Raw genomic sequence first — 12,129 nt, 5'->3', positions numbered from 1 at the left:
TAGGTGGTAAATCTTATATATTCCTAAATAATTATCAAATTTAAAATGAATATCTTCACAAAAAAACCACAGAAAAAAATCTGTGGTTTTTTATTATTTAAAATTGGATCTATCAAATTAAATATGAATTACTTCGCCGTAAGCAGCAGCAGCGGCTTCCATAATTGCTTCAGAAACCGTTGGATGCGGGTGAATAGATTTGATGATTTCGTGACCTGTAGTTTCAAGTTTTCTTGCAACAACAGCTTCAGCAACCATATCTGTAACACCTTCACCAATCATGTGACAACCTAGCCATTCGCCATATTTAGCATCAAAAATTACTTTTACAAAACCGTCTGTGTTTCCGTTTGCAGTCGCTTTACCACTTGCAGAAAGAGGGAATTTACCTACTTTGATTTCGTAACCTTTTTCTTTTGCCTGCTTTTCTGTAAGACCAACAGAAGCAACTTCAGGGTGACAATAAGTACATCCCGGAATATTGCCATAATCAATCTTTTCAACATGCAGTCCTTTGATTTTTTCTACACAAGTAATCCCTTCTGCTGAAGCAACGTGTGCCAAAGCCTGAGTCGGGATGATATCACCGATTGCGTAATAACCGGGAACCGAAGTTTCGTACCATTCGTTCACTAAAACTCTGCCTTTATCTGTCTGGATTCCCACTTCTTCAAGACCAATGTTTTCGATGTTTGCAGCAATACCAACTGCAGACAATAAAATATCAGCTTCAAGAGTAATTTCTCCTTTTGCAGTTTTTACTTTAGCTTTCACACCTTCTCCGCTTGTATCAACACTTTCTACAGAAGCATTGGTCATGATCTCAATTCCTGTTTTTTTCAAAGATTTCTCTAAGTGTTTTGAGATTTCTTCATCTTCTACAGGAACGATGTTTGGCATAAATTCTACAACGGTAACTTTCGTACCCATTGTGTTATAAAAATCGGCAAACTCAACTCCTATCGCACCAGAACCTACAACAATCATAGATTTTGGCTGCTCAGGAAGAGACAATGCCTGTCTGTATCCTATTACTTTTTTACCGTCTTGTGGAAGGTTGGGCAATTCTCTTGAACGGGCTCCTGTAGCAATGATGATGTTTGCTCCTGAATATTCAGTTATTTTCCCATCTTTATCTGTTACAGAAACTTTTTTATCTTTTTGCACTTTTGCAGTTCCTAAAATAACATCGATCTTGTTCTTTTTCATCAAAAACTCAATTCCTTTGCTCATTTTAGACGCTACTCCGCGGCTTCTCTGGATTACGTTTGGAAACTCAAAACTAGCCTCCACTTTGTTTAAACCATAATCTTCAGCATGATTGATATAATGAAAAACCTGAGCAGACTTCAACAAAGCTTTCGTTGGAATACATCCCCAATTCAGGCAGATCCCCCCCAAATTTTCTTTCTCGATAATTGCAGTTTTAAAACCCAACTGTGCTGCTCTGATTGCTGTAACATATCCACCAGGACCACTTCCGATGACAATAATATCGTAATTCATTAGCTTAAAATTTTTATGCGAATTTACGGAAAAATATTGGATGTTTTGCGTTTCAAACAATGGATGTGGCAACGCTTTAAAAGTTTTTGATTTATTCTTAAACCTAAAAAAGAGAACGCATTTGCATTCTCTTTACATTTTTGAGTATTTAAATAATAATTGATCTCATTATCTTGTACTTCTCAAAAGTCTTTTTTCATTCTGATACCTTAGATTTAAAGCTTTTAACTGCTCATTCTTCATCTTTTTGGTTGCAACGGGATGGTTCATAATCAATCTCTTTTCTGATCTGTATCGTTTATCCAATTCACTTGCTTTACTGTTTGCTAATTGGGTTTTTGAAGGATGTGGCGGAGCGGGCGGACGTTTTTGACCGTAAGCACTGAATGACAATCCGACTAATAAAACTGTTGATATAAATAACTTTTTCATAATATTTAAATTTTGAGAATGAAACCCATTCATTCCTATTTATTACTAATATTACATATTTCGTACCACATTGTAAGATCATTACAAAAAAAATCTTTAAAATCTATTGATAACTTATTTTTCTAATAACTGTGACTTTATCCTTTAAATTAAATTCGTAAAAGTAACTTCAATTGTAGGATAAGAAAAATGAAACCCGTTTTTTATCAATTTTTCAGGATATACGTTTCTGCTTTTCAACAACAGTTCAGTTTCTGTTTTTAAGAAAATTGATGCCACTTCTAGTTGCCAAACCGGAGCATTTAATCCAAAAGGAACTTTCATTTCTTTTCTTAATTTTCTCATGAATTCTTCGTTTGATAAAGGGTTTGGAGCAGTTACATTAATTTCGCCTGAGATATTTTCATTTTCGATAATAAACTCTACCGCTCTGCAAAAATCGTCAATATGAATCCAGCTTACCTTTTGTTCTCCTCTTCCCTGTTTTCCGCCCAAACCTAATTTGGTAATCATTTTTAGTTTCGTAAAAGCTCCGCCATTATTTCCTAAAACAATAGAAGTTCTTAACGCAACTTTTCTCACATTTTCATTATCAGTTTTAAAAAATTCCTGTTCCCAGCTTTTGCAAATATTCATAGAAAAATCGTCGCCTGTCATTCCGTTTTCTTCTGTATTCAAATAGGTTTCTGAATGAGTATAAATGGTTGCAGAACTTGCATTCAACCAGATTTTGGGTTTATTATCACATTGATCAATGGCTTGCTGAAGAACTTTTGTACTTTCAATTCTTGAAGTATAAATTTCATGTTTGTTTTTTTCGGTATATCGACAATCTACAGATTTTCCTGTGAGATTAATTAAAACATCAGATTTTTCCAGGAGATTTCTCCAGTCGCCTAATGTTTTTGCATCCCAGAGAATTTCGTTTTTACGTTTCGGATTTCTTGTGAGAATATAAACTTCGTTTCCTTTTTCTGTAAAGTAATTTTTGAGATTTTCACCAAGAAAACCTGTTCCGGCTGCGATGATTATTTTCATGATTTTTGGGTTAAATTAAGTTTAATATTTTAAAATATCCAGATGTTATTTCTAATTTTTATTTCTAATGGATTAGATCATCTCGTTCAGCGAATTCTTTAATAATTGCATTTCTTTCTAACAAGAAATTTTTCATGTAGTTTTCAAGAAATATTGTATTGAAAAGTTTTCCGATCATTCCGAATGGTGATTCAAATTCAAAAATATCTGTCATGATTGTATCTTCGCCTTCCTGCTTAAAAATATGTTGATGTTTTAAGGATTTAAAAGTACCTTTTATCATTATATCAGTGAATTGAAATGGTTTTTCCATGCTGATGATTTTTGAAGTATGTGTCTGATAAAATCCCAAATGTTTGGCTCGCCATGTTACCGTTTCATCCTTTTCAATCAACCCAGAAATTCTTCCTGCAATTGCTTTTTCTCCGGTTTTAAAAGTTGATTTCTGGTGAAGATCAATGTCTCTTGCTAAGTCGAAAACGTTGTCAATATCGGCTTTAATGAAAGTTTCTAAATAAATTCTAGACATACAAAAATATTAATGTGATAAGTACCACTGTTCTGAAAATCATCCAGGAAATTGTAGGAAGGAGATTTAATTTTAAAATTCTGCATCTTCGTAAATGCTCTAAAAACATGATGAAAACAACAATTCCAAAATACATTACTGACGAAATTGAATTTAGATTTAAAAATAAGGCAGGTATCAAAAGTATAGTTCCGAGCAATGATACCGTCATCATATTGCCAAGATAATCCCAGATTTTATCTTTTAAATATGTTCTTAAAAAAATCGTCTGCCATAGAATCTGACCTAAACAAATCATCAATTCTCTGGTAAAATTTTGGTTCAGACCTAAATCTAATTTCGTTGAAAATAAACTTAAAACATATCCTGAAAAAATCACTACGAAACCCATATAAACCAATCTGTATTTTAGATTAAGATCTGGAACGCAAGATTGTTTTGCATCATCATTTTCTGACGGAATAATCTGTTTTCGGTTGTAAGATACGAAGGAATACAGCTTTTTGAAAAACCAATAGAGCGGCTTTATCCGGGCAATTTTATCTAAAATCGGAAATGAATTCCCTATGATTAAAAGCAAACTGTCGATGCCATAAACAACTCTGTTTTGATTGTGATCAACTAAGGCGATTTCGTTTTTGGATCGGTTGAAATCAATCAGATTTTTATTTCTAAAACTCAAATCAGTAAAGGCTTCTCTTCCGTTTTCATCCAGCATTCCGGATTGTATGAAACCTTTTGAGTAAATGTTGCACATAGGACATTGGTTGTCGTAGATGAGGGTGTGGTTTTTAAGCTTTTTCATGATTTTTTGATTCTAATTCTCTAAATTTTTCATAGTCACTGCTACAAATTAAATAATAGCATATTGCAAGGAAAGGTGTTCCTAACAAACCAAAATATAATATTAGTGACCATACTTCACTAAGAAACTCATTTGAGAATTTAGAATTTCTGGCCAATAATAGCGAAGCAAAACTTAACAGATAAATCATACTAATTATATAGTAAATTTTAAACAACAGCCGTTTTGAATAGCTTTTCGAAAAAAATCTTATGTTTGAACTTATTACATGATTTAAAGCCAATAGAAAGTAGAATATGAGGCAAATTCCTTTTTGAAACAATAAATCAAGTAAAAGAGCAATAAAGAATAAGGCTACAATTACAGTTTGGATATTGAAGTCTATAACGATAATTTTTTTCATGGCAATTAATTTTAAAAGTTTACTCTTTTCGTTTTTCCTCCGAAATAAAAAATGAGGATTAAATGAATGATTAAGTTTTTCATAATTATAATATTTTCAGTAATTATTGAAAGTTAATTTGAAATAAAAAAGGTTTTAAACCCTATATTTATCTCATCTGATAATTTCTGATTGTAAAAAATCCGTAGATTAAATAATACAAATTGAAAAGTATACCTCCGATCTGCATAAAATATAACGTAAAGAACATTCCAGCTTTAAACTGGGTCAAGAAATAAAGTAAAAGAAAAAATGAAATAACCCCAAAAAAATAATATTTATGGAACTTGCTAGCAGTAAGAGATACTCTGATAATGAAACCTAATAAATTTGCAATTCCTACAAAAAATAAAGCAAGGAAAATTTCATTTATTTGGTCTTTTTGGAAGTAATCATTAATAAGATAAATAATGCTTCCGATGGTCAATAAAATTTGAAAAGCCAATTCTGTAATTAAAATTTTCAGTTTCATGATTATATTTTTATTTGTTGATTAAATATTTTTATTACTATATTTTCAGTAATTATTGAAAGTTGATTTTAAATAAAAAAGGTTTTTACACCTTTCTACTTTAATAAGTTGGTTATTTTTCCAACCAGCCAGTGATCGTCACTTTTTATGGCGAGATCCATAATATTATTAATTTTGCTCGTGACGTTGCTAAAATCATCCATCAATTTTATAAATTCTTTAGCTTCTGCAGAATCATTGTCTTCTATGTTTTTTAATTCTTCCAGAAAAGAAACAACAGGTTCAATTTCTCTTTTTCTTCGCTCTTTTGTAATTTGCTTAAACAAAAACCAGACATCTTTTTCTGCAGTGAAATATTCTTTTCGGTCACCTTTGATAAACTCTTTTTTTACAATTCCCCAGTCCATCAATGCTCGAAGATTCATATTGGCATTCCCTCTTGAGATCTCAAGCAGTTCCATAACCTCATCTGTGGAGAGTGGTTTTCCGTTTGCCAGAAGCAAAGCATGAACTTGCGCCATGGTACGATTAATTCCCCAACTCGTCGCAAATGTTCCCCAGGTCTGAATGTATTTTTCTTTAGCTTCTGAGAGTTTCATTATATTTGATTTAAATTTCTATTACAAATATAATAATAGTTTTTGAATTTTCAATAATATTTGAAAGTTTATTTTTAAATAAAAACAGACATTCTTTAGAATGTCTGTTGAACTCTATTTTTGAATTGCTTTGTAGCTTTCAACCAGTCTTACAAATTCAGACCTGTAACCTTCATTATCATTTCCTTTTCCTTTTTTAGAAAGCTTTTCAATCTCAGTAAGATTTTTATTTTTAATTAAATCTGAATTTCTTAAAACCAAACCAAACCATGCAACAGAAGAGGCAAAATTAAAATCTTCACTCGCTGAAGAGATGCTTTCATTAGAATTTTTAACAATCTGAATAATCTCCGAACTCGTATCACCGTCAGGTTTTTTATATCTGAATTTCACGGTTGCCAGTTCATCATTAAAATTTTCATCACTTGTGTTTTTAGTATATTTCAAATTATTTTCTTTTGGTAAAAACTCAGACTTCACATCATTCGGAATGACTTCGTACAGAGCGGTAACTGTATGACCACTTCCCAATTCGCCGGCATCTATTTTATCGTTGGTAAAATCTTCATTTTTCAGTTTTCTATTTTCATAGCCTATTAATCTGTATGATTTTACAAATTCCGGGTTAAACTCAATCTGAATTTTCACATCCTTCGCAATCGCATACATACTTCCTGCAAACTCTTTTCCGAGAAATTTATTAGCTTCCTGCATATTGTCTATGTAAGCGTAATTTCCGTTGCCTTTATCTGCCAAAGTTTCCATTCGATTATCTTTAAAATTTCCCATTCCGAATCCTAAACAAGTAAGAAAAACTCCAGATTTTCTTTTCTCTTCAATTAGAGTTCCCAAATCTCCTGTAGAAGATGTTCCTACATTAAAATCTCCGTCTGTTGCGATAATCACACGATTGTTTCCTCCTTTGATGAAGTTTTCCTGAGCCAATTTGTAAGCCAGCTCAATTCCTGCTCCGCCCGCTGTGCTTCCACCCGCCTGAAGGTTTTCCAAAGCATTAAGAATTTTATCTTTTTCTCTCGCTGATGTGGGTGGCAAAATCATTCCTGCACTTCCTGCATAGACTACAATACCAACTTTATCTTGCGGTCTTAGCTGATCTAAAAGAACTTTAAAAGAAGATTTTAATAATGGTAATTTATTCGGTTCATTCATAGAACCGGACACATCAATCAAAAAAACAAAGTTTGAACTCGGCAACTTATCCATCGGAATATTTTTTCCCTGCAAACCTATTTTTAATAATTTATGTTTCGTATTCCATGGTGCGTCGTTGTATTCTGTATTAATAGAGAATGGTTGTCCGTTTGTAGGTTGTGGGTAATTATATTTGAAATAATTGATCATTTCTTCAATTCTTACTGCGTTTTTATTCACTCTTTCTCCGTTACTAATCATTCTCCGGATGTTGGAATATGCCGCATTATCAACATCAATCGAAAAAGTAGAAACCGACTGATTTTTAGTTAATTCAAAACGATTTTCTACAAAAGCATCATATTCTTCTGTGTTATTTTGCTGAATTTGCTTAGAGTTATTAATACTGTCCTGAACTTTTTGAATTTTCTCAAGAGCTTTTCTTTCTTTACGTGAAAGTTTTTTGGTTTTAATGATAATTACTCCATTTAAAGCACGGTTTCCGTATATGGCAGTTAATGATGATTCTTTTAAAACGTTAACACTCTCAATAGAATTAGGATCTATTTTCTGGATCACATCTACACTTTGAATCATACCATTTACAATATATAATGGCTGATCACTTCCATTTAAACTACTATTTCCTCTGATAATAATGGGCGTTGAGGAACCGGGAGCTCCTTCGCCAGTCTCCATATTGAAACCTAAAGTTGTACCAATTAAAGTCCTTGATATATTGTTATTTTGTTTATGCTCATTTCTAATATTATTATAATCAATCTTCGCTGATCTTGGAGTTCCAGAAATAGTATTTACTGCTAAACCAGCAACCTCGCCTTGTAATGAATTTAAAAAACCTTGACTCGGACGATTTTCTAATTGTTGAGCATTCACTATTGTTGAACTTCCCTTATGTCTTAATTGAGTTTTACTATATCCTAAGACAACTACTTCCTCAATATTTTTTTCTTTAAAACTACTATCTATATGTACTTGTGGAAATGTTTTACTTATATCAATCGGACTTACAGTATTATTTTCATTTCTGCTGAGTATTGATTTTTCTTTTAGAAAAAAATTTGTTTTAATGTCGATATTGTTGAAAACTTCAGCATGTTCGTAAGCTAACTTTTTTTGGTTTTGATACTCTTTTATCTCATCAATTTCTTTCTCAATATTAGATTTCACAGTACTGTCAATCTTCTGAATATTATTCACTTTTGGCGAAACCGTATTTTGAACAATCTGAGGTTTTGAAATATCTGCAACTTCTTTTTTATTGATAAAGTAAAACGCACCCAAACCAATAATCAAACTGGCAGCAATTCCATAGGGAAACCAGATTGGAACAACTTTTTTCTTATCTTCTTTTTTATCTAATTTTTCCTCCACTTTTGTCCAAACTTTGTCGAAACCAGGAAAAGTCGCAGGTTCTTCCAAAGATTGAGAAGCTTCATTGAATTTTTTATCTATATCGTGATTGTTTTCCATTTTGTAAAAGTTTAAATGTTGTGATTGACCAAGAGTTCCTGAAGTTTTTTCCGAGCGAAATTGAGCTGTGATTTTGAAGTGCCTTCGCTGATCGAAAGCATTGTAGCAATCTCTTTGTGCGGATAACCTTCAATGGCAAACAGATTGAAAATCGCTCGGCAGCCTTCCGGAAGAAAATTGAGCAGCTTTAGAATATCTTTCTCAAAAGAAATACTATCCGTTGGAGAGCCTGTAGATTCCACAAACTCTTCATCTAAAGACACATCGAGCGCTTTCATACTTCTCAGTTTCTGCAAACACTCATTGACTGCAATTTTTCTTGCCCAGGCTTCGAAAATATCGTGATTTTGCAGCTGGTTCAGCTTTGTGAAAATTTTGTAGAAAGTATCAGCCAATACTTCTTCAATGTCTTCATCATTTTTAAGATAGCGTTTGCAGACTGTGTACAGCTTGCCCGCCATTTTTTCGTAAACCTTCCGTTGGGCGTTGCGGTCGTTCCGTTGGCATTCTAACAGTAATTCTTTTTCCATAGTCAGGCTTTATACTCTTATAGATGCAGGAAACTTGAGAAAGGTTGTAAACATTGTAAACTTTATTTGAATTTAGTTTAAAAAATTGAGATGAGAGGGATTTATTATTCTTGTTAGATGTAAATATTAGTCAAAAAAAAAACCGCTTCCAAAAAGAAAGCGGTTATAAAATCTAAATTCCCAATTAAAATATCGCAGGATATTGCTGAGGATTTGCTTCATTAAACAAAGCATAAATTCTCTCAACCATATCATCTGAAGATGGCTTACTGAAATAATCTCCATCACTTGCATACGCAGGGCGGTGATCATTTGCAGCAATCGTTAAAGGATCAGAATCTAAGAATCTGAAAGCTTTTTGCTTTTCTAAAATCTGCTGAAGAATAAATGCTGACGTTCCGCCTTCTACATCTTCATCGATTACGACCAATCTGTTGGTTCTTTTCACAGATTCAGCAATTTCATGCGTTAAATCAAAAGGAATCAATGACTGAACATCAATAACTTCTGCAGAAATTCCTAATTTTTCTAGTTCTTCTGCTGCTTCCATCACAATTCTCCAAGTCGAACCGTAAGTGACCAAAGTAACATCTTTACCTTCTTTTGTGACTTCAATTTTCCCTACAGGAACAGTGAATTCGCCCAAATTATCCGGTTGTTTTTCTTTTAATCTGTATCCGTTCAAACATTCAACAATGATTGAAGGATCATCACTTTGAAGCATGGTATTGTAGAATCCGGCAGCTTTCGTTAAGTTTCTCGGAACTAAAACCATAATTCCTTTAGAAAGATTGAGAATTCCCGCCATTGGTGAACCAGAATGCCAAACTCCTTCCAGTCTGTGACCTCTCGTTCTGATGATTACAGGAGCTTTCTGACCGCCTTTTGTTCTATACTGAACTGTTGCCAAATCATCGCTCATTCCCTGTAAACAATACAAGATATAATCTAAATACTGAATTTCAGCAATCGGTCTCAAACCTCTCATTGCCATACCGATTCCCTGACCTAAAATAGTAGCCTCACGAATCCCGGTGTCGGCAACACGAAGTTCACCGTACTTTTCCTGCATTCCTTCAAGACCTTGGTTGACATCACCGATATTTCCGGCATCTTCACCAAAGACTAAAGTTTGAGGATATTTTTCAAATATTTTATCAAAATTATTCCTTACCACTACTCTTCCGTCCACATCTTCAGAAGTTTCAGTATAAACCGGCTTAATTTCTTTTACGTTTTCAGCTTTCCACTGAGACTGAGAATACAAATGAGAAGAATAATTGTCTTTTTCAACTTCAAAAACTTCGTTGTATTTATCCATCAGCTGAGTTCTTTCCGTAGAATTGGTTCCTCTTGTTGCCAACAAAGATTTTCTGATCAAATGAAAGACATCTTTCTTTGCTTTCGAAACCAATTTATTATATTGATTAACATACACTTCAATTTCGGAATGTTTTTCTTTCAGGTTTTCTACCAAAGGTAAAACTGAGAATGCTAATTCGGTAATTGTTTTTTGGTAATTTTCCCAGGCAGCTTTCTGTCCGTTTTTTACATTTTTCTTTGCTTCTTCATCGATGGCATCTAGTTCTTCAACGGTTGCAATGATTTCTTCATTTCCTTCAATTTCGATTGAATAATTTAAAATCCATTCTCTGAATTTTACCAATCCGTCAAAATCTGCTTCCCAAGACAGACGGTCTTCATTTTTGTATCTTTCGTGAGATCCCGAAGTTGAGTGACCTTGAGGTTGAGTCACTTCAATGACGTGAACCACAACAGGAACAGATTCCGTTCTTGCAAAATGCTCTGCTTTAGCATAAGCATCCAACAAAGCTGGATAATCCCAAGCTTTCACCTGAATAATCTCGCAGCCTTGATTTTCGCCTTCTTTTTCTTTGGAAACCACTTAACATTTCAGCAATATCGGCTTTTGCTCTCTGTTTCATCGTAGGAACAGAAATCCCATAACCGTCATCCCAAATTGATACAATCATCGGAACCTGAAGAGCACAAGCTGCATTCAAAGTTTCCCAAAAATGACCTTCTGCTGTAGATGCGTCTCCGATTGTTCCGAACGCGATTTCGTTACCCTCTTTTGAGAATTTTTCAGAACCTTCAAATTGTACTGATTTATATATTTTTGATGCTTGCGCTAATCCCAACAATCTTGGCATTTGTCCTGCAGTAGGAGAAATATCGGAAGAAATATTCTTTTGAGAAGTTAAATCTTTCCAGCTTCCGTCTTCATTCAAACTTCTTGTCGCAAAGTGACCGTTCATCTGTCTTCCCGCTGATGCAGGCTCTCTTTCAACACTCGTATCTGCATACAATTGAGCAAAGAAACTCTCAATGGTCAATGCGTCTGCAGCCAAGGCAAACGTTTGATCTCTGTAATATCCCGAACGGAAATCTCCATTTTTGAAAACTTTTGCCATTGCCAATTGCGGCAGCTCTTTTCCGTCCCCAAAAATTCCAAATTTAGCCTTTCCGGTAAGTACTTCTCTTCTGCCTAAATATGACATTTCACGGGAGATTCTTCCTAATTTATAATCTTCAAGTATCTGGTTTTTAAAGTCTTGAAAGGAAATTTGTTGAGTTTCAATATAGGTTGTCTGCATAGCCAAATATTAAATATTTATTATTAATGAGTATTTTGCTAATATACAATTTTTATATTAATTTTAATTTTCAAGAATGTTTTTTAAAAATTTGATAATGAAAAAAAATGTATTTACTTTGAACAAAACTCTATAAATGGAAAAAAAATCAACTCATATCCTTAATGCAGCATCTAATCTTTTGGGATTTTCTATGATCATCATCACCTCATTAAAAATCACTAAAACGAGTCATCATACATTTTTAGACGAGTTTGCAGGGATTACATGCGTATTTTTTGCGTGCAGCAGTTTATTTTCTTTTATGTCGATAAGATCAAAGAAAGAAAGTTTAGGAAACAAATATGAGGTTATTGCGGATTATTTATTTTTAACCGCTTTATTTTGTATTGTTCTAGCTGTTATAATTGTAACTGTAAGAATTACTTAATTTGAAATTTCAATAAATTAAATAATGGTTTTCCCAAATCTATCAAAAGCAATACGGTTCCAACATTAGTTTTATTACATAG

At 33.3% G+C, this 12,129-nt stretch carries 10 protein-coding genes and 1 pseudogene; 1 reads left to right on the top strand and 10 read right to left on the bottom strand.

The window, feature by feature from the left end:
- Window positions 1-117: 117 nt before the first annotated feature.
- From lpdA to ACZZZA_RS10460, 10 genes and pseudogenes are all read right to left on the bottom strand, one after another.
- Entirely contained in the window at window positions 118-1,506 is a 1,389-nt protein-coding gene (gene lpdA / locus ACZZZA_RS10505) for a dihydrolipoyl dehydrogenase (protein WP_463431545.1), read from the bottom strand.
- Between the two features lie 168 nt (window positions 1,507-1,674).
- Window positions 1,675-1,938: a hypothetical protein gene (locus ACZZZA_RS10500; RefSeq protein ID WP_463431543.1), complete on the bottom strand. Its 264-nt coding sequence runs from the start codon at window positions 1,936-1,938 to the stop codon at window positions 1,675-1,677.
- A 144-nt stretch (window positions 1,939-2,082) separates the two neighbouring features.
- On the bottom strand, window positions 2,083-2,976 hold the full coding sequence (locus tag ACZZZA_RS10495; protein WP_463431541.1) for a TIGR01777 family oxidoreductase: 894 nt from the start codon (window positions 2,974-2,976) through the stop codon (window positions 2,083-2,085).
- 64 nt (window positions 2,977-3,040) lie between these two features.
- Complete coding sequence (locus tag ACZZZA_RS10490; protein WP_463431539.1) at window positions 3,041-3,505, bottom strand: SRPBCC family protein; 465 nt, start codon at window positions 3,503-3,505, stop codon at window positions 3,041-3,043.
- Window positions 3,498-4,310 (bottom strand): DCC1-like thiol-disulfide oxidoreductase family protein, encoded by an 813-nt coding sequence (locus tag ACZZZA_RS10485; protein ID WP_463431537.1) that lies wholly within the window; start codon window positions 4,308-4,310, stop codon window positions 3,498-3,500. The genes ACZZZA_RS10490 and ACZZZA_RS10485 overlap by 8 nt, the downstream gene beginning before the upstream one ends.
- Window positions 4,311-4,861: 551 nt before the next feature.
- On the bottom strand, window positions 4,862-5,224 hold the full coding sequence (locus tag ACZZZA_RS10480) for a hypothetical protein (RefSeq protein ID WP_463431535.1): 363 nt from the start codon (window positions 5,222-5,224) through the stop codon (window positions 4,862-4,864).
- 95 nt (window positions 5,225-5,319) lie between these two features.
- On the bottom strand, window positions 5,320-5,823 hold the full coding sequence (locus ACZZZA_RS10475; RefSeq protein WP_463431533.1) for a GbsR/MarR family transcriptional regulator: 504 nt from the start codon (window positions 5,821-5,823) through the stop codon (window positions 5,320-5,322).
- Between the two features lie 114 nt (window positions 5,824-5,937).
- Window positions 5,938-8,469, bottom strand: a complete 2,532-nt coding sequence (locus ACZZZA_RS10470; RefSeq protein ID WP_463431531.1) for a vWA domain-containing protein — start codon at window positions 8,467-8,469, stop codon at window positions 5,938-5,940.
- An 11-nt stretch (window positions 8,470-8,480) separates the two neighbouring features.
- The gene (locus ACZZZA_RS10465; protein WP_463431529.1) at window positions 8,481-8,999 is read right to left on the bottom strand and encodes an RNA polymerase sigma factor; all 519 of its coding nucleotides are present in this window, start codon (window positions 8,997-8,999) and stop codon (window positions 8,481-8,483) included.
- A 184-nt stretch (window positions 9,000-9,183) separates the two neighbouring features.
- Window positions 9,184-11,617, bottom strand: a pseudogene (locus tag ACZZZA_RS10460) (alpha-ketoacid dehydrogenase subunit alpha/beta).
- Between the two features lie 136 nt (window positions 11,618-11,753).
- On the opposite strand from ACZZZA_RS10460, the gene ACZZZA_RS10455 reads away from it, so the two are divergent.
- A complete protein-coding gene (locus tag ACZZZA_RS10455; RefSeq protein WP_463431527.1) occupies window positions 11,754-12,047 on the top strand; it encodes a hypothetical protein in 294 nt (97 codons plus the stop codon).
- Window positions 12,048-12,129: the final 82 nt, after the last annotated feature.

Source organism: Chryseobacterium sp. AC405b (assembly GCF_979258685.1).
Note: the sequence above shows the minus strand (reverse complement) of the source record. Positions and strands in the feature narration are given on the sequence as shown.

Excerpts from the sequence above, each read along its gene's own strand:
- ACZZZA_RS10480 (WP_463431535.1), bottom strand. The coding sequence starts at position 5,224 with ATGAAACTGAAAATTTTAATTACAGAATTGGCTTTTCAAATTTTATTG.
- ACZZZA_RS10500 (WP_463431543.1), bottom strand. The coding sequence starts at position 1,938 with ATGAAAAAGTTATTTATATCAACAGTTTTATTAGTCGGATTGTCATTC.
- ACZZZA_RS10485 (WP_463431537.1), bottom strand. The coding sequence starts at position 4,310 with ATGAAAAAGCTTAAAAACCACACCCTCATCTACGACAACCAATGTCCT.
- ACZZZA_RS10490 (WP_463431539.1), bottom strand. The coding sequence starts at position 3,505 with ATGTCTAGAATTTATTTAGAAACTTTCATTAAAGCCGATATTGACAAC.
- lpdA (WP_463431545.1), bottom strand. The coding sequence starts at position 1,506 with ATGAATTACGATATTATTGTCATCGGAAGTGGTCCTGGTGGATATGTT.
- ACZZZA_RS10475 (WP_463431533.1), bottom strand. The coding sequence starts at position 5,823 with ATGAAACTCTCAGAAGCTAAAGAAAAATACATTCAGACCTGGGGAACA.
- ACZZZA_RS10455 (WP_463431527.1), top strand. The coding sequence starts at position 11,754 with ATGGAAAAAAAATCAACTCATATCCTTAATGCAGCATCTAATCTTTTG.
- ACZZZA_RS10465 (WP_463431529.1), bottom strand. The coding sequence starts at position 8,999 with ATGGAAAAAGAATTACTGTTAGAATGCCAACGGAACGACCGCAACGCC.
- ACZZZA_RS10470 (WP_463431531.1), bottom strand. The coding sequence starts at position 8,469 with ATGGAAAACAATCACGATATAGATAAAAAATTCAATGAAGCTTCTCAA.
- ACZZZA_RS10495 (WP_463431541.1), bottom strand. The coding sequence starts at position 2,976 with ATGAAAATAATCATCGCAGCCGGAACAGGTTTTCTTGGTGAAAATCTC.